The sequence below is a fragment of the Billgrantia kenyensis genome (genome assembly GCF_013697085.1).
In the GTDB taxonomy this organism is placed as follows: domain Bacteria; phylum Pseudomonadota; class Gammaproteobacteria; order Pseudomonadales; family Halomonadaceae; genus Halomonas; species Halomonas kenyensis.
This window is the reverse complement of the sequence record NZ_JACEFT010000007.1, coordinates 58025-76722: the sequence shown is the minus strand read 5'-3', so window position 1 is coordinate 76722 and position 18698 is coordinate 58025. Positions and strand designations below refer to the sequence as shown.

The window sequence follows — 18698 nt, the reverse complement described above, 5'->3', positions numbered from 1 at the left end:
GCGGGAGGGGAAGACAGATACAATCGAGGGTCTGTTCTTCCTGGGAATATCAGAGCCGATATGTCGAACAACGCAAGCGCCCCGCGCAAGATCCTGGTCACCAGTGCCCTGCCCTACGCCAACGGCTCGATCCACCTCGGCCACCTGCTGGAGTACATCCAGACCGATATCTGGGTGCGCTTCCAGAAAAGCCGCGGCAACGAGTGCTATTACGTGTGCGCCGACGACGCCCACGGCACCGCCATCATGCTGCGCGCCGAACAGGAAGGCATCAGCTCCGAGGCGCTGATCGAGCGGGTCTCGAAGGAGCACCAGGACGACTTCGCCACCTTCGGGGTCGCCTTCGACAACTACCACTCGACCCACTCCGAGGAAAACCGCTACTTCAGTGAGCTGATCTATACCCGCCTGCGCGATGCGGGGCATATCGCCACCCGCGACATCGAGCAGATGTACGATCCGGTGAAGGGCCTGTTCCTGGCCGACCGCTTCATCAAGGGCACCTGCCCCAAGTGCAAGACCCCCGACCAGTACGGCGACAACTGCGAGGCGTGTGGTGCCACCTACACACCGGCGGAGCTGATCGATCCGGTATCGGCCATCTCCGGCGCCACGCCCGAGGTGCGCAGCTCGACCCATTACTTCTTCAAGCTTCCCGACTTTGCCGACTTCCTCAAGCGGTGGACCCGCAGCGGCCACGTGCAGACGCAGATCGGCAACAAGCTGCAGGAGTGGTTCGAGTCGGGACTCAACGAGTGGGACATCTCCCGTGATGCGCCCTACTTCGGCTTCGAGATTCCCGACGCCCCGGGCAAGTACTTCTACGTCTGGCTGGACGCGCCGATCGGTTACCTGGCGAGCTTCAAGAACCTGTGCGACCGCACCGGGATCGATTTCGACACCTATTGGAAGAAGGATTCCGAGGCCGAGGTCTATCACTTCATCGGCAAGGACATCGTCTATTTCCACGCCCTGTTCTGGCCTGCCATGCTGCACGGCGCCGACTTCCGCACGCCCAGCGCGGTGAACTGCCATGGCTTCGTCACCGTGAATGGCGCGAAGATGTCGAAGTCGCGGGGCACCTTCATCAAGGCAGCCACCTACGCCGAGTACCTCAACCCCGAGTACCTGCGCTACTACTTTGCCGCCAAGCTCACCTCACGGGTCGACGACCTCGATCTCAATCTCGACGACTTTGCCGCCCGGGTGAATGCCGACCTGGTGGGCAAGGTGATCAACATCGCCAGCCGCTGCGCCGGCTTCGTCAAGAAACTGGGCGAAGGCCGACTCTCGGCGCACTGTGCCGAAGCGGAGCTGGTGGCACGCTTCATCGCCGCCGGCGACGGTATTGCCGAGGACTTCGAAGCGCGTGAATTCGGCCGTGCGGTGCGCAAGATCATGGAACTGGCCGACGAGGCCAATACCTATATCGCCGAGAAGGAGCCGTGGGTGCTGGCCAAGCAGGAGGGCCGTGAGCAGGAAGTGCTTGATATCTGCTCGGTGGGCATCAACCTGTTCCGCCAGCTGATGGTCTATCTGGCCCCGGTGGTACCGGCCATGGCCGAGCAATCTCGCGAGTTCCTCAAGCTCGATACGCTCGACTGGCATTCGCGCCATCACGTACTGCTCGACCACGACATCGCCAAGTTCAAGCCCTTGATGACCCGCGTGGAGCGGGACAAGATCGACGCCATGATCGAGGCGTCGAAGGAGGATCTGGTGGAAGAACAGAAGCTCAAGGAGGCGGCCAGGGGGCCGCTGGCCGATGAACCGCTCGCCGGCGAGATCGCCTTCGACGACTTCGCCAAGGTCGACCTGCGCATCGCACGGATCGCCAAGGCCGAATACGTGGAGGGCGCCGACAAGCTGCTGCAGCTGACACTGGACCTCGGCGGCGAAACACGGAACGTCTTTGCCGGCATTCGCTCCGCCTATGCCCCGGAAGCGCTGGAAGGACGACTCACCGTGATGGTGGCCAACCTCGCCCCGCGCAAGATGCGCTTCGGCGTTTCAGAGGGCATGGTGCTGGCCGCCGGCAGCGGCGACGGCATCTACCTGCTGTCGCCGGACGCGGGCGCAGAGCCTGGCCAGCGGGTTCGTTGATTCCGCACAAGCCGCTTGTTCGTCTTGGAAAGCACGGCCTGGCCGTGCTTTTGCCGTCTTTACCGTTCGATCTCAAGTTTTTTCAGCATATGCCGAAGTGTACTCGGCAACGTTCATACGCATTTGCTGCTATCCACACCATCCAGTCGAAGCGACACGGGTAAAGCAGTGTCGCTCACACCCTCGGCACGGTTTCCAATATGACACTATCTTCCCTGGGACACCGCTTTCTCCTGTCTTTGGGAGGTGTGCTAGTGGCTGCCTTGCTGGCCCTGGCCATGATCGGCCGCTGGGTGATCATGCCTGCTCTGGTCGAAGAAGAGCGCCAACTGGCCGTCAGCGAACTGGACCGCATCGAACGCAGCCTCGCCCAGGGGCAGCAAAGCCTGCTGGCACATACCCGTGACTGGGCGCACTGGGATGACAGCTTCGGCTTCGTCCACGACCGCCACGAAGCCTACTCCGCGGCGAACTTCAGTCGTGACATGTTCACCGAGATGAATTACCAGGCCATGCTGTTCTTTCGAGCCGACGGCTCGCTTCACTGGGCTGCCGGCATCGACCCCGACAGCGGCCGCTACACCAGCTGCCCCGGAACGGCCGATGACTGCCGCTGGACACTGCGTGTCGTGACGGCTCTACAGAGCGCCCTCGAGCAGGTGCCTGAGGAGGGAATGTCGCTGGTGATAACGTCGCCCTGGCCAGCCCTGGTGGGGGTCAATCGCATCCTGCCCACTAGCCGCACGGGGCCAAGCGCAGGCTGGCTGGCCAAGGTGCGCCTGCTGGACGCTCAGATGGAAGCTACGCTGAGCGAGCAGACCGGTCTCACCATCCTGCTCGATACCTTGAGCATGGTGTCAACGGAAGAAAACACCGCTTCCCTGCCCCCCGGCAGCAGCCGGTTGGAGTACACCAGCGATGGCGAAATTGCGGCCAGCCGATTCCTGCCCAGCCACCAGAGCGATAACATGCTGTGGCTGAGCACACGAATACCTCGCGACAGTTTTCGCGCCAGGCTACAGACATTTCACTATGGGCTGATATGGACCGGCGGACTACTGCTGCTGGTCATCATCATTGTCATGTTTCTGCTCGAGCGGATGGTACTGGCCCCACTACGACGCTTTTCACGCTTCACCCAGCTACTGCATCAGTCCCATTCGGATAGGGATATTCCTGCTGCCTTGCAGCAGCGAAGCGATGAAATCGGCACCCTGTCGCGAGACTTCCAGGCCTTGTTGACCTACCAGCGCGGCCAGGCGGCCAAGCTGCTCGAGCTTTCCCGGCAGGACCCGCTGACAGGACTGGCCAATCGACGACTTTACGACGAGCGCTTCAGCGAAGCGATGTGCGCCGAGCCTTCGGACAACCCGAAATTGTCCGTGCTAATGCTGGATATCGACCATTTCAAACTCTATAACGACCATTACGGCCACCCGACCGGGGATGTCTGCCTGATGCGCCTGGCCGCCTGCATGGAGGCCTGCCTCGGTGGCCGAGGGTACCTGGTGGCACGCACCGGCGGGGAAGAGTTCAGCGCCCTGCTGCCAGGCACGACCCTTGAGGACGCAGTCGAGCTCGGCGAGACCTTGCGAGCAGCCATCCTCGAACTGGCCCTGCCTCATGCTGCCTCCCCGACAGCTCAGGTGGTCACTGCCAGTATCGGCGCGGCAACGTACGGCGACAGTCTCTCGACGCCAAGCGACATCATGAGCGCCGCCGACCAGGCGCTGTACCAGGCCAAGGCGAGCGGGCGCAACCGCGTGGTCGCCCACTGCCCGCAGGCGCTGACGCGTCCGGTGACATGACCCCCAGGGAGCGCAAGCGTATAATGCCCACCTGCTTCATCCGCGACCTACAGGAGCCCTCGTGACGCGAGAGCCCACGCTGATCGACGCCATTGATGCCCTGCTGCCGCAAACCCAGTGCGGCAAGTGCGGCCATCCGGGCTGCCGACCCTACGCCGAGGCCATCGCCGAGGGGGAGGCGATCAACCGCTGCCCGCCCGGCGGCGAAGAAACCCTTGGACGGCTGTCCGAGCTGACCGGACAGGCACGCCAGCCCCTGGAACAGCCCCCGCAGTTGCCGCTTGTCGCCGTGATTCGCGAAGCGGAGTGCATCGGCTGCACCAAGTGCATCCAGGCGTGCCCGGTAGATGCCATTCTCGGCGCCAGCAAGCGCATGCATACCGTGATCACGGCCGAGTGCACCGGATGCGAGCTGTGCGTGGCACCCTGCCCGGTGGATTGCATCGACCTGCGGCCTCACCCCGAATGGCAATCTGCCGCGAACGAGGATGAGCGGCAAGCCTACCTGGCTCGCCGCGCCACACTGGGGCGGGATCGTCACCTGGCTCGCCAGCGGCGCCTGGCTCGCATCCAGCGCGAAAAGCGCCTGGAGCGCCAGCGGCGCCAGATTCGCCACGCCTCGCGCCCCACCGCCGGTACCACGACGCCACCGCAGCATCGTCAGCGGCAGATGGCCGTCAAGGCAGCCGAGCAGGCCGTGAGGCGCGCCCGCATGCTGTACGACGGTGCCCGCCGCCGCGATGACAGCGATGCCTGCCGCGTGGCCGAGGAGCAGCTCGCGCAGGCAACCCGGCTGCTGGAGGAAGCCCGCGCCGCCCTGGCCTCCACCGCGCAATGAGTCATCCCATCATGTCGTTTTCGAGTTTCCCATGAACGCCCAGAAACGCTACGAGATCTTCACCCGCCTGCGCGAGCACAACCCCAATCCGACCACGGAGCTCGAGTGGAGCACGCCGTTCGAGCTGCTTACTGCAGTGCTGCTCTCGGCCCAGGCCACCGACGTCGGCGTCAACAAGGCCACGGCAAGATTGTTCCCAGTGGCCAACACCCCCCAGGCCATCATGGAGCTCGGCCTGGAGGCGCTGAAGGAGCACATCAAGACCATCGGCCTGTACAACACCAAGGCCGAGAACCTGATGAAGACCTGCCGCATTCTGGTCGAGCAACATGCAGGGGAGGTGCCGCGCACTCGCAGTGAGCTCGAGGCGCTGCCCGGCGTCGGTCGCAAGACCGCCAACGTGATCCTCAACACCGCCTTCGGCGAACCCACCATGGCCGTGGACACCCATATCTTCCGAGTTTCCAATCGCACCCGCATCGCACCTGGCAAGAATGTCCTTGAAGTGGAACAGAAGCTGCTGCGCCATGTGCCCAAAGAGTTTCTGCAAGATGCTCATCACTGGCTGATACTGCACGGACGCTATACCTGCCTGGCGCGACGGCCGCGCTGCGGCAGCTGCGTGATCGAGGACCTGTGCGAATACAAGGAGAAGGTGGATATTTGAGAGATACACAGTCAAGTGCATGGCTTTCTACGACCAATGAGGATTTTGCATAATACGGCACAGTCAGGGACGATAGATTCCAACAAACAATAATCCGAGCCCTTCCATGGCATTACACGACCGTCCCATCGGCGAACGAATCGAAGCGCTGCTTGCGCTGTCCCAGGAACACGCGGAAACCTTCTGCAGCCCCTCGGCGTGGCTGGCCCGGGAGCGCTACCTGGCGGCCCACCCCACGCGCATCCTGGTCATGAAGTGCATGGACGGTCGGATACACCTGCCCCACGTCACGCAGACGCCGCTGGGCATCATCACCCCCTTTCGCAATCTTGGCGGTATCTTCCACCTGGGATGGCCTTATCTCGGCGAGATGCTGACCGACGCGGTTCACGAGGCCATCCATCAGGGAAATGGCGTGCTGCTGATCATCAGCTATCACTTCTCGCGTGGCGACCGCAGTCGCGGCTGTGCCGGATTTGCCTGTGACGCCGACGCCGCCCTGGCACATGCCTACGAGATTCGCCAACAGGCCGAGCGAATCTTCGGTAGCGATCACAGCCATGTCTACCCGCTGGTGTGCGGGTTCGAAACGGATACCAATGCGTTGATCGTGCATGGAGACAGCGGCTCCAAGCTCGACATGAGCGATCTCGGGCCTGGTGACGAACACGACCTCGAGCGGCTGGTAGCCGGCCTCTGCCCCGACATGCCCGCCGACATACGCCGCGACCTGATGCCGCTGCTCAGGGGCAACCTGCGCCACGTCGAATCGCTGCGCCCAACGTCACGCGAGCTGGACATCGAGCACCGCGAATGGGTCATCTGCATAGGCCGCGGTTTCGATTTCCTGCACCTGCCCAATACGGCACTGATCGTCGGACCCTACAGCCCCGACCTCTCCGAACCCGTCGCCACCGCAGCCGAGATCATCGCCGCCAACATGAAGGCAGGCCGCATCCCCGACGACGGTTTCCTGCTGCTCGCCTCGACGCCTTACGAAGCCTTCGGTGTGGACCGCGCACGGGCCGAACTCAAGTCCCGCTTCCTGTCGGAATTCGCTGCCGGCGTCATCCGACGGGAGCACCCCGAATTGGCCAACCGAATGATTTCGCGAACTGCCATCGTGCACTGGCCAAGCCGCCGCCTGGAACTGCTCGAGCACGCATGATCGGGATAAAACCATGAGCTTGCTGAAAATCCTGCTGCTGCCCCCGACCCTCAACGTGGTGATGGTATTGTTCGGCCTATGGTTGAGCCCGAGGCGCTTCAGCGGCGCGCTCTTCGTCATGCTGGGGCTGTTCGGCTTGCTGCTGCTCTCCACGCCCATGGCCAGCCATGCCCTGCGCCAGAGCCTCGAACCCTATGCGCCCGCTGCACAGACTCAGCTGCAGGATACCGAGGCCATCGTCATCCTGGGCGGTGGCCGCGATTACGCTGCCCCCGAGTTCGGCTGGGGCGATGCACCGGCCAACCCGACCTGGCGCAGGCTGGCCTACGGTGCCTACCTCCATCGCCAGAGCGGGCTGCCTATCCTGGTCAGCGGCGGACGGGTACATGATGAGCATAGCGCCGAGGCCAGCCTGATGGCCGCCGCCCTGCGCGACGTGTTCGACGCGCCGGTTCGCTGGATGGAGGGCGAAAGTCGCAATACCACGGAAAACGCCCGTTTCAGCACCGAGATGCTGCGCGCCGACGGCATTACGCGGGTCGCGCTGATCTCTCAGGCCTGGCACCTGCCACGCGCGGTTGCCGACTTCGAGGCCCAGGGGCTGACGGTAGTGCCCGCCCCCACCGAGCTCACCAGCCCGCCGCCCGAAGGACTGGCGGCATGGCTTCCCCGCGCCTACCACCTCAACCAGAGCACACGTGCGCTGAACGAGTGGGGAGGCCTGGGTGTCAACTGGCTGCTTGGCCTGCTACCTTGAAACCTCACCTCAAAATCCTGCTTCTTCCAGCTGGTCTGCCAGCGCTTCGAGCACGGGTATACCCTGCACATCGCTTGGCAACAGCGGCAGCCGGGGATGCGCCAAGTGGGCGAACTGTTCATCGATCCGCGCCAGGTAGACAGCCTCCTGATCGCGCCGGGCACGCAGGAATTCCCCTTCGGCATCGTCGGGAATGACCCGGTTGACCAGGATACCGGCTACCGGCACCTTGGCCGCTTCCAGCGCCTGCACCGCACGCGCCGTCTCGAGGATAGGCAGCCGCTCGGGCGTCATCACGAACAGGAACCCACTCTCCTGCGCATTCTCGATACGCCGCCGGGCACGATGAAACAAACGCCTGCGCTCCATGAGCGTACGTGCCACATCGCGCGTGCGCTCATCGAGCTCACTGAGCGGGTCCTCCTGGGGGTCATCGAACGGGGTCGCCACGTCCCGCCCGCGCTTGGGCGTCAGGTGTGACAGCACCTTGCCCAGCTCCTCGGACTTGCGGTTATGTGCCAACAGGCCGTCGGTCCAGGCCGCCATGGCCTCGGGCAGGCTCAGCAGCCGCAGCGTGTGGCCGGTGGGCGCGGTGTCGAAGATCACCAGGTCGTAGGGCGCCTCATCGTCGGTCACGATGCGCGAGATCCGCTCCAGCAGCGCAGCCTCCTGCGCTCCCGGCGACTGTCGGGTCAGGCGCATCTGGCGCTCCAGCTCCTGCATCATTTCAGGTGCAGCATAGCGCCGCATCTGTTCGGTGACCCGCGCCAGGTGCGCCTCGACTTCGGCGTCGGGGTCGATCTCCATGGCATCGAGATTAGGCAGCAGGCGGCGCGGGGCATCGCCCAGCTCTCGATCGAAGACGTCACCCAGGCTGTGCGCGGGATCGGTGGAAACCACCAGCACACGCCGGTCCCGGCTTGCCGCCAGTACCGCCAGGGAGGCGGCCACGGTGGTCTTGCCCACGCCCCCCTTGCCGCCGACCCAGAGCAGGCGTTTATCCAGTAAATCCTTCATACAGAATCCTTCGTGTCGAGCGTCCTGCAAGGATTCTCAACAACATTTGAAGTGGTCTAATGGCGACCTCTCCATGCCCATGCGCTTGTGCCAGTCATGGAAGCGCTCGAGCAACAGCGGCTGCAGCTCCAGAGTGTAATAGGCGGCGGGATTGGGCACGCCCATCATCTCGGAGAATACCAGCAGCATGAACAGGTCGTCTTCGTCCCGCCGGGCTCTCGCTATCGCGCCCCGGTAGCGCGAGGAGTAGACTTCCTCGGCGAAGAAACGGGCCTGGCTCAGCCAGGCCCGAATCCTTTCGAGACGAGGATCATGCGTCTTGTCATGATCGTCGTTCATCAGCGCATCCTCTTACTCTTTCTGCTCGGTCATCTCCGCACGCGAGCGCTTGAGTGCAGAGGCGCATTCCATGGCCACCAGAATGGCCGCAACCAGCACCACGATGTCGAGGAACAACAGGAAGTAGTTGCCCTGCTCGAAGAAGGCCCGCAGCTGAATCAACAGCGCAGCGATGGTCATCACCAAGAGGAAACACAGCGGTACCAGGGTGTACCACATCGGGCGCCGCAGGCGCACGAGCATCACCGTGATGACCAGCAGCGTGAGGCCGGCAAGCAGCTGGTTGGTGGTACCGAACAGCGGCCAGATGATCATGCCACCGGTACCGTCCGCCCCGCCGGCGCCGAAGGCCAGGAGCAGGCAGCTACCTACCGCCAGCAGCGTCGCCGGCGCGTTCTTCTTCATCCACGGCTGGTTATAGATCTCGCCCCACTCCTGGAAGATGTAGCGCTGCAGGCGCAGGCCGGTATCCATGGTGGTACCGGCAAACAGTGCCGCCATCACCGTGAGCAGCGTGGCTGCCGTCACTTCGTTGAGGCCCAGGCCGTTGTGGATCATGTAGGCGCCGCCTTCGACGAAGGCATTGACACCGCCCTGGCCGAAGGCAGTGTACATCGCCTGCCAGTCGGCGAAGGTGGCAAAGCCGGCGGTTGCGGCCAGGATGGCGGCCAGGGCCAGCATGCCTTCACCCACGGCACCGAAGTAGCCGACGAAGCGGGCGTCGGTTTCGCGGTTGAGCTGCTTGGACGTGGTGCCGGAAGAGACCAGGCCATGGAAGCCCGAGATGGCGCCACAGGCGATGGTCACGAACAGTAGCGGTATCATCGATGGCGTTCCCGCCGGCACGTCGGGATTGATGGCCGGTGCCACCAGCGTCGGATTGAGGAACAGGATCGAGCCATAGAGCACGATCAAGCCAATGAACAGCTGCAGGCCATTGATGTAGTCGCGCGGCTGCAGCAGCACCCATACCGGCAGCAGCGAGGCGATCGCCGCGTAGCCGAACAGGATCAGGATCCAAACGGCATTACCGGAGAGCGCTCCCACCTCGGCAGGCATCTGTACCGGCACTGACGGGCCGATGAAGATCAGGACATACAGGGCGACGACACCCAGCACGGACACGACCGGCAGGCTGAGGATACGCCGATAGATCAGTTGCCCGATGATCAGCGCTACCAGAATCGCGCCCCATACCGGCACCACCGCGGTGGAGAAGTTCATCATCAGCCCGGCGATCACCACGGCAAAGACCGCATTCACCATCAGCAGTACAAGAAAAATGACGATCATGAAGATGCTGCGGGCGCGCTTGCCGACCACATCGCCGGTCAAGGCGCCGACCGACTTGGCCTTGTTGCGCACGCTGGCCCAGATGGCGCCGAAATCATGCACGCCGGCAAAGAAGATGGTGCCGAACACCACCCAGAGGAAGGCCGGCAGCCAGCCCCAGATCACCGCAATGGCAGGCCCGACGATGGGGGCAGCCCCCGCCACCGAGGTAAAGTGGTGGCCCCAGAGAATGAAACGATTGGTGGGTACGAAATCGACACCGTCCTCATACTCATGGGCGGGGGTGCGAAAGTCAGGATCGAGGCGATAGATCTTGGTGGCAATGAAGCGGGAATAGAGAAAATAACCCGCCGCCATTCCGCCAAGACCGAGAATCAGCAGGACGATGGCACTCATTCCGATCAGCTCCTTTTTGAGGAAAAGTCATCTTTTTATTGTCGGCTCGCATGTTTCGCAAAGCGACCGGGCAGGCAGCACTTTCCGCGCTGCCTGGAAAGGATGACCAGTGAAGAGAAACAATTCCACTATTTAGCCTGTTCCGCCCCAGCCTTTACTCCTAAAGTTGTAAAAGATTAGCTGGCAGCGCGCAGCGGGAACTTGACCCAAGGTCGTACAGCCCTGCTGTGAAGCGCACGTTACGCTGCGACGACTAACCCGCCACTGGAATCGAGACTTCGCATGCAAGACACTCTGCTCCAACTCGCCATGGCCGGTGCATTTGGTGCCTTCATCGGCTTGATGTTCCGTGTGACACGCCGCCCGGGCGAAGCGCGAGCTTTTACGTTTTCACTCATAGGCCTGGGAGCAGGTATCACGGCCTATCTCATTTTCTTCCTTCTGGCCCGCACCACCGGTGCACCGGCCTGGCTGTTGCCCGTGCTCGTGCTGCTTCAGGTGTGGCTGTGGCTCGGCCCGTTCGGCCCCAAGCTGAAACGGCCCGGCAGCGACGAGTCTCGCTGACGGTTTGTCTCCCTGCCCGGCACATTGCCCGGCGTCCGGTCCATGTCAGTCGCCTTCTGCCAAGGTCGTCTTTGCCGCCCCTTGCAGGCGCACTAGACTGTAGATCAACAAGATACAATGACGCTTGAAGGAGTCATGCATGGCCAAGGTACTGGTGGTGGACGATGAGCCCAACATCGTCCTGTCGCTGGAGTTCCTGATGCAGCAGGCCGGATTCGACGTGGAGACGGCCGAGGATGGCGAAGGAGCCCTGGCCAAGGTAGAGGCGTCCCCTCCCGACCTGATTCTCCTCGACATCAGCCTGCCAGGCATCAGTGGCTTCGACGTGCTGGAACAGCTGCGCCAGGATTCGCGCCATGCCAGGCTCCCCATCATCATGCTGACCGCCCACGGCCGCGAGGTGGAAAAGGAGAAGGGGCTGGCACTGGGTGCCGACGACTATGTCACCAAACCCTTCTCGACCCAGGCACTGGTCGAGAAGGTGAAACACCTGCTGGCCGAGGACGTCTGATGAAAGGGGGCAAGCTGCCCAAGCGCCAGCGCCTGATTGGCCTTTGGCTGCTGCTCAGCGGGATCAGTCTGCTGGGTGGAGCCATCTTCGCAGCCTGGCTGGACAGCCTGTTCCAGCCACAGGGGCTGGCACGACTGGTGCTCTGGCTCGGCTGCTTCTCCGGAGGCGGCACCATTTTCCTGGTCGGCCTGCTGCTCGAACGCATGCTGTTCACCCCACTGCGCCACCTGCAGGTGCAACTCGCCCGCCTGGTAGCCAACCCGGATGCACGCGAGGATTATCCCCCCGAGGGCTGGCTGCGCGGACTGGGCCCCGACCTGATGCGCGTACGCGAAGCCTGGCGCAGCGACAGGGCGCGCCTTGCTACCGCCCATGCCGAAGGCGCACGCAGCGCTGCCCGCATACGTCAGGAACTCGAAACGCTGCTGCAGGTTCTCGATACCCCCTTGCTGCTGTGCGACTATCATCGTCGCCTGCTGCTATTCAACCAGGCTGCCGAATCTCTCTTCGAGAACCACCCTGGGCTGGGGCTGGGCAAGCGGCTCGATGCCCTGCTGCCGGTGTCGAGCCTGCAGGACTCTCTCGGCAAGCTTCCCGACAACGGCTCTCCCCGCGAGCTGCTGATTCCCAGCAACGAGCGCTGGCTTCACGTGAATATGCGCCGGGTTCCACAAAGCAATGGCGAGACCCTGCTGACCCTCACTGACGCTACCACGGCCTGGACCAGTGAAATGGGCGCTCGTGCCGGCCTGGCAGAGCGTGTGGCGCCGTTGCGCCGCCACAGCGCCAGTCTGGCCAGTGCCGCCGAGGCACTGGGCAGCGCACGCCATGCCAGGCACGTCGACGACTCTCTACGCCAACGCCTGGAAACGGTGATCGGGGAAGAGTGCAGCGCCCTGGGAAGTGAGATCGAGAACCTCGGCCGCCTGATCGAGGACATGCAGCAACAGGGCGAACGCCTGGTGCCGCTGTGGTCCAACGACCTGTGGCAATCGCTCAACGAGCGGTTGGCCGAGAATCCCATCAATGTCGTGCCGATCGGCATGCCTGCCTGGTTCAAGGGCGACGCCCCGACGCTGCTGGTCATGCTCGAGGCGCTGCTGGAGCGCCTGAGCCAGCATGCCGATACCACCGACTTCGAAAGCGAGCTGCTGCTGGGCAATCGACGCGTCTATCTCGACCTGATCTGGCCGGGACGCCCGCTGCCACAGCGCGAGCTGGCGGCATGGGGCGAACAGCGACTGGAGACGCTCCCGCTCTCCCCCCGGGTCGGGGACCTGCTGCGACAGCATGCCAGCGATGCCTGGAGCCTGGCGGACCCCGATGGAATACACGCCAGGCTGCGCCTGCCGCTACCTGCCGTGGAGCGCGTCGGTGCACCGCCAAGCCAGCTGCCGCCCCGCCCGGAGTTCCATGACTTCGGCATCGCCGACCTGCCGCCGCCCGATGCCGAGCTGGCCCAGCGTCCGCTACGCGCCCTGGAGGTGGTCGCCTTCGATACCGAAACGACAGGCCTGGAGCTGCGCCGCGGCGATACCGTCATCAGCCTCGGGGCGTGTCGTATCGTCAATGCCAGGCTGCTGGCCAGCGACAACTTCGATGTGCGAGTCGATCCCGGCAAGCCGATCCCCCCCGCCAGCACGGCAATACACGGCATCACCGACGACGACGTCGCCGGCGCACCGCCGCTGCCGGTCATCTTGCCGCGGTTTCGCGACTATATCGGCGATGCCGTGATACTGGCGCACAATGCCGCCTTCGACCTGCTGGCACTGCAGTCCCCCGGCAGCGGCGTCACCCTGGAAATGCCGGTGCTCGACACCTTGCTGATCTCGCGCGCCCTCGACGAGAGTCTGGATGGCCATGACCTGGACACCCTTGCCGACCGCTACGACCTGAGTTTTCCGCCGGGAACCCGTCACACGGCCCTTGGCGATGCCAGGGTAACGGCCGAACTGTGGCTGGCACTGCTGCCGCGACTCGAGGCGCGTGGCATCGAGACGCTCGAGCAGGCACTGATGCTTCAGGCCACCGCCTTCGACAAGGAGGATGCCTGCACATGAACGCCAGCCCCCAGGCTCGACTGGTGGCCCTGATCGGCCTGGCAATCCTGCTCTTCTCGCCGCCCCTGGTTCTGATCTTCGACCGGCCACCCAGCGCCGGACTCTCCTGGCTGCCTCTTTACCTCTTCGTGGCCTGGACGCTGGTGATCGCCCTGGCTGCCTGGCTGATGGAGCACCGTCAGGAGGACAGCTGACGCGATGAGAACCGATCCGATCGTGCTGACCGTCGCCTTCGGCTACCTGGCGCTGCTGTTCGTGATAGCCGCCTGGGGCGACCGGCGTGCCGAGCAGGGACGCTCGATCATCGGTTCACCGACCGTCTACACCCTCTCGATCGCTGTCTATTGCACCGCCTGGACCTTCTACGGCAGCGTGGGCCGAGCGGCTGAATTCGGCCCCAGCTTCCTGATGATCTACCTGGGCCCGACCCTTGCCATGCTGATGGCGCCCATGATGATCCGCAAGATGGTGCGCATCGCCAGCACCCAGCGCATCACCTCGATTGCCGACTTCATCAGTGCCCGCTACGGCAAGAGCTCCAGCCTCGGCGCCCTGGTGGCCATCATCGCGCTGATCGGCATCACCCCCTATATCGCCCTGCAGCTCAAGGCCATCACGCTTAGCCATGCGGTGCTGGTGAACTATCCCGATGCGGCAGAGTTTCAGCTCCAGGAAGAAAGCTTCTGGATCGACAAGTCGTTCTGGGTTGCGCTGGTGCTTGCCGTGTTCATCATTCTGTTCGGCACCCGGCACCTCGATGCCAGCGAGCGCCACGAAGGCATGGTCGCGGCAATCGCCTTCGAGTCGCTGATCAAGCTGGTGGCATTCCTGACTGTCGGCGTGTTCGTCGTGTTCGTCCTGTTCAACGGCCCTGGCGACCTGTTTCGCCAGGTCGCCAATACGCCCGAGCTGGTCGGCGCCCTGAGCCTGGAGGCAGTGCCCGGTGGAGCGATCGGCTGGGTCGGCACCTTCGTGCTAGCCTTCCTCGCCTTTCTCACCCTGCCGCGCCAATTCCAGGTGCTGGTGGTGGAAAACGTCGACGAGCGCCATCTCCGGCGTGCCAGCTGGCTCTTTCCGCTCTATCTGGTGGCGATCAACCTGTTCGTGATCCCCATCGCCATGGCCGGCCTGCTGCTACCGGTGGGCAACAGCGATCCCGACAGCTTCGTTCTGACCCTGCCGCTCTCGGCAGGCATCGAGGGCATCCCCCTGCTGGTCTTCATTGGCGGTCTTTCCGCCGCGACCGGGATGGTGATCGTCGAGACGATCGCGCTTTCCACCATGGTCAGCAACCAGCTGATCATGCCGTTGCTGCTGCGCTCCAAGCGGCTTCACTTGAGTTCGCAGGGGGAGCTGGCCGGCTGGCTCCTGGGCATCCGTCGCGTTGCCATCGTGATGATCCTGCTGCTGGGCTATCTCTACCACGCCCTGATCGGCGACTCCTACAGCCTGGTGACCATTGGCCTGGTCTCGTTCGTTGGCGCCGCTCAGTTTGCGCCAGCCATGCTGATCGGCATGTACTGGCGCGGGGCGACGCGCGCCGGGGCCACGCTGGGCCTGCTGGCAGGCTTCGTGACCTGGTTCTACACCCTGCTGCTGCCGGGCTTCGCCCAGTCAGGCTGGCTGGATGCCACCTTCCTCGAGCAGGGCCTGCTCGGCCTGGAATGGCTGCGCCCCTATGCGCTGTTCGGTCTCGAGGGTTTCGACATCTACAGCCATTCGCTGATGTGGAGCCTGCTGCTCAACATCGGCCTGCTGGTGGGCATCTCGCTCTTCACTCGCCAGAGCCCGGTGGAGCAGACCCAGGCGGCACTCTTCACCGAGGCCATGAATCCAGGGCTTCAACACACCTCGCTGTGGCGCGGCCAGACGACACGCGGTGAGCTGCAGAGCCTGCTCAGCCGCTACCTGGGCGCTGGCGCCACGGCCCGCATACTTGCCGACCCCCATGCCAATCCGGCCGACAACGCACCCGCTCCACCCGCGCTCATTGCGCGTGCCGAGCAGGGCCTGTCGGGGGCATTGGGCAGCGCATCGGCAAGGGTATTGATCAATTCCGTCGTGCGTGGTGAAGCGCTGGACCTGGAGTCGATCCTGAGCATCCTCGACACCACCTCACAGACCCTGGAGTACAATCGCCGCCTGGAGCAGAAGTCCAACGAACTGGCACGGATCGGCGAGGAGCTTCGCGCCGCCAACGAGCGCCTGCGCGAACTCGATCGTCTCAAGGATGAATTCGTTGCCATGGTCAGTCATGAACTGAGGACCCCGCTGACCTCGATCCGCGCCTTCGCCGAGATCCTGCGCGACGGCCAGGACCTTCCGGAAGAGAAGCGCAAGCACTTCCTCGAGGTCGTGGTCCTCGAAAGCCAGCGCCTCTCACGCCTGATCGAAGAGATTCTCGATCTTGCCCGCCTGGAGAGCGGACGACTGACCTTGAACCCCCAGCGCCTCGACCTGGTGGCCCTGGTGCGCCACAGCGTGGATGCCGTGCATCGCCTGCAGGAGGACCGCGGAGTCAAGCTCGAGGTCGACCTGGAACCGGACGAGGCGATGGTCATCGGCGACCCCGACCGCCTGGAGCAGGTCATCATCAACCTGCTCGACAATGGCGGCAAGTTCGCCGACGACGACACCCCCCGCGTTCGCCTGCATCTTGCTCGCCACAAGCAGAGCTTCCGGCTCAGCGTGGAGGATAACGGACCGGGGATCGCACCCGACGAGCGGGAGCGCGTGTTCGAGAAATTCCACCAGATCAAGCGCTACAGTGACGCCGGTAGCAAGGCCCGCGGACGTCCCCGCGGCAGCGGCCTGGGACTGCCGATCAGCCGCGGTATCGTCAACCACCTGGGCGGGCGGCTGTGGGTCGACGATGCCCCCACGCTCAAGGGCGCCTGCCTGGTGATGGAGCTGCCGGAAGCGACCGAGGAAGCTGCCCCGGCCTGATGCTGTAATGCATTCAAGTTTCCCCCCTGCCTGCCGATAAAGCGGTATCGGACTGGTTGAGCGCCGATACATGCCAGCGCCAGATCATCCCCTCAGACAACAACAATAGTTGCTCCGCAACGACACCCGCCTTGGGTACGCCAAGGCGGCAGCCCGTGTCACCCGGCCGTGAGCCGGTAAGTCGAACCATAGAGAGAAGCCCTGCGAGGGAGCCTATTGATGAAAGTCCTGTCCCGCTTGTCCTTGACCCAAAAACTGCTCAGTGCCATCGGCCTGCCCCTGCTGGCGGCTTTCCTGGCGCTTGGCATCATCGTGCAAACCCAGCTGAATGCCGCCATTCCGCCCATGGTGGAGGCCAACAGCATGCGCCAGGTCGAGGCGCGTGCCGACGAGATCGGCCGCTGGATCACCGGCTACCGCACCCTGCTTTCCGGCCTGGCCAAGGAGGAAAGATTGGCCGAGCCGGTTTCGGTGGAGTCGCATCTCGAGTGGCTCGAGTCTCGCCATCCCGGCGACGCCACCATCGAGTCGTTCTATTTCGCCGATGCCAACGGCGACACCATCACCCATACCGGTGCCCGAGCCGATATCTCCAGCCGTGGTTATTTCAAGGAGCTGGTGATCGACGGGACGGCAGACCGGCTGTTAGGCGACCCTGTCCTTTCACTCATTACCGGTGAACCCACGGCCATTGTCGCCGAAGCGATCTTCGATGAACGCGGCAACCGGATTGGCCTGCTTGGCTTCACGCTGTCCATGGCGGCAGTATCCGAGATCACCTCGGCCATCGACGTCGGCGAAGGCAGCTATGGCTACATGGTCGACCGCTCAGGCATGGTGGTTGCCCACCCGGATCCGGAAGTTCGCATGGCACTGCGGGTCACCGAAGCCGACCAGGCAGGATTCCAAGGTGCCAATGACCTGGGCCGCGAGATGATGGCGGGCAGTGCCGGGATCGGCCAGGTCACGTCGCCCTTCGGAGGCGCCGTTACCATGGTCTGGAATCCCATCACCGGCACCGACGGCTGGGCCCTGGCGGCCGCCATCCCCAACGCCGTATTCACCGGTGTCAGCCGCAACCTGCTGGTGTCGCTACTGGTTGCCGGCCTGGCCACGCTTGCCCTGTTGCTGACCATCGTGGTGATTTCCGCCCGCAAGGTGCTGTCGCCCATTCGTCGCACGACCCTGGCCATGGCCGATATCGCCCAGGGCAAGGGGGACCTGACCCAGCGCCTGAATGTGGACAGCCAGGATGAAGTGGGCCAGCTCGCCGTACAGTTCAATGCCTTCGTCGAACGCATGCAGAACACGCTGCTACAGGTTCGGGAAAATGCCCGCATGGTACTGGCCGGGTCCGGCGATATCGCCGATGGTACCCGGGAACTCTCTTCACGCACCGAGCAAGCGGCAGCCAACCTGCAGGAAACGTCTGCGTCGATGGAAGAAATCCACTCCACCGTATCGCATACGGCCCAGGCTTCCGAGCAGGCCAACGGCCTGGCCATGAATGCCGCTGGCGTTGCCGAACGAGGCAGCGAGGTCATGACGGAGATGAGCGCCAAGATGGCAGCCATCGATGAATCGGCCAACAAGATCAGCAACATCATCGGCCTGATCGACTCGATTGCCTTCCAGACCAATATCCTGGCCTTGAATGCCTCGGTGGAAGCCGCCCGCGCCGGTGAGCACGGTCGAGGATTCGCCGTGGTCGCCCAGGAAGTGCGCAACCTGGCCAGCCGCTCCTCCGATGCGGCGAAGGACATCCGTGACCTGATCGCCGCCTCTGTCAAGCATACCCAGGACGGCAGCACGATCGTCCAGGGCGTGGTTGAGCGCATGGAGGAGCTGAGGCAGAGCGTGGTTCAGGTATCGGACGTGATCAGCGAGATCACTGCCGGCGCCCGCGAGCAAACGGCAGGCATCGACCAGGTCAACACCGCCGTGGCCGAAATGGATACCATGACCCAACAGAACGCCGCCATGGTCAGCCAGAGCGCAGGACTGGCCGCCACCATGCACGAGAACGCTTCACGACTCGATGCGCTGATGTCCGAGTTCGTGCTGGGGTCCGACACTGCCGGCACCACCCCGACAGCCAGACCCCAGCTACAGCAGCGCCCTGCCCCTTCAGCAGCCAGCCCCGCACTGCCCAAGCCGGCGGAAGATCCCAAGCCAAGACGCAAAGAAACGCGTCAGGCGGAAGAAGAGTGGGAAACCTTCTGACCTGA

Annotated in this window: 15 protein-coding genes; 12 read left to right on the top strand and 3 right to left on the bottom strand. The window is 63.6% G+C overall.

Going from position 1 to position 18698, the window contains the following annotated elements:
- Positions 1-60 precede the first annotated feature (60 nt).
- The 6 genes from metG to H1D44_RS08365 all read left to right on the top strand — a co-directional run bounded on the left by metG (position 61) and on the right by H1D44_RS08365 (position 7341).
- Entirely contained in the window at positions 61-2103 is a 2043-nt protein-coding gene (gene metG, locus H1D44_RS08390) for a methionine--tRNA ligase (protein ID WP_181514397.1), read from the top strand.
- Positions 2104-2357: 254 nt separating this feature from the next.
- Positions 2358-3911: a diguanylate cyclase domain-containing protein gene (locus H1D44_RS08385; RefSeq protein WP_181514396.1), complete on the top strand. Its 1554-nt coding sequence runs from the start codon at positions 2358-2360 to the stop codon at positions 3909-3911.
- A gap of 61 nt (positions 3912-3972) precedes the next feature.
- Entirely contained in the window at positions 3973-4749 is a 777-nt protein-coding gene (gene rsxB / locus H1D44_RS08380) for an electron transport complex subunit RsxB (protein WP_181514395.1), read from the top strand.
- A gap of 31 nt (positions 4750-4780) precedes the next feature.
- Complete coding sequence (nth, locus tag H1D44_RS08375) at positions 4781-5416, top strand: endonuclease III (protein ID WP_181514394.1); 636 nt, start codon at positions 4781-4783, stop codon at positions 5414-5416.
- A gap of 106 nt (positions 5417-5522) precedes the next feature.
- Complete coding sequence (locus H1D44_RS08370) at positions 5523-6584, top strand: carboxysome shell carbonic anhydrase domain-containg protein (RefSeq protein WP_181514393.1); 1062 nt, start codon at positions 5523-5525, stop codon at positions 6582-6584.
- Between the two features lie 13 nt (positions 6585-6597).
- Positions 6598-7341: a YdcF family protein gene (locus tag H1D44_RS08365; protein ID WP_181514392.1), complete on the top strand. Its 744-nt coding sequence runs from the start codon at positions 6598-6600 to the stop codon at positions 7339-7341.
- A 9-nt stretch (positions 7342-7350) separates the two neighbouring features.
- Here H1D44_RS08365 and H1D44_RS08360 read toward each other — a convergent pair whose 3' ends face one another.
- Genes H1D44_RS08360 through H1D44_RS08350 form a run of 3 tightly spaced genes read right to left on the bottom strand, consistent with a single transcriptional unit; the run spans position 7351 to position 10386 of the window.
- Entirely contained in the window at positions 7351-8358 is a 1008-nt protein-coding gene (locus H1D44_RS08360; RefSeq protein WP_181514391.1) for an ArsA family ATPase, read from the bottom strand.
- A 36-nt stretch (positions 8359-8394) separates the two neighbouring features.
- A complete protein-coding gene (locus H1D44_RS08355) occupies positions 8395-8697 on the bottom strand; it encodes a cory-CC-star protein (protein WP_181514390.1) in 303 nt (100 codons plus the stop codon).
- A 12-nt stretch (positions 8698-8709) separates the two neighbouring features.
- Positions 8710-10386, bottom strand: coding sequence for a carbon starvation CstA family protein (locus H1D44_RS08350; protein ID WP_181514389.1), 1677 nt, complete (start codon positions 10384-10386; stop codon positions 8710-8712).
- A 282-nt stretch (positions 10387-10668) separates the two neighbouring features.
- Here H1D44_RS08350 and H1D44_RS08345 point away from each other — a divergent pair, with 282 nt between their 5' ends.
- From H1D44_RS08345 to H1D44_RS08320, 6 genes are all read left to right on the top strand, one after another.
- Positions 10669-10950, top strand: a complete 282-nt coding sequence (locus tag H1D44_RS08345) for a hypothetical protein (RefSeq protein WP_181514388.1) — start codon at positions 10669-10671, stop codon at positions 10948-10950.
- A gap of 139 nt (positions 10951-11089) precedes the next feature.
- The gene (locus tag H1D44_RS08340) at positions 11090-11461 is read left to right on the top strand and encodes a response regulator transcription factor (protein ID WP_181514387.1); all 372 of its coding nucleotides are present in this window, start codon (positions 11090-11092) and stop codon (positions 11459-11461) included.
- Complete coding sequence (locus H1D44_RS08335; protein WP_181514386.1) at positions 11461-13524, top strand: 3'-5' exonuclease; 2064 nt, start codon at positions 11461-11463, stop codon at positions 13522-13524. Before H1D44_RS08340 ends, H1D44_RS08335 begins: the two co-directional genes overlap by 1 nt.
- Positions 13521-13718, top strand: coding sequence for a hypothetical protein (locus H1D44_RS08330; RefSeq protein WP_181514385.1), 198 nt, complete (start codon positions 13521-13523; stop codon positions 13716-13718). The genes H1D44_RS08335 and H1D44_RS08330 overlap by 4 nt, the downstream gene beginning before the upstream one ends.
- Positions 13719-13722: 4 nt before the next feature.
- Positions 13723-16470 (top strand): sensor histidine kinase, encoded by a 2748-nt coding sequence (locus H1D44_RS08325; protein ID WP_181514384.1) that lies wholly within the window; start codon positions 13723-13725, stop codon positions 16468-16470.
- A gap of 219 nt (positions 16471-16689) precedes the next feature.
- A complete protein-coding gene (locus H1D44_RS08320; protein WP_181514383.1) occupies positions 16690-18693 on the top strand; it encodes a methyl-accepting chemotaxis protein in 2004 nt (667 codons plus the stop codon).
- Positions 18694-18698: the final 5 nt, after the last annotated feature.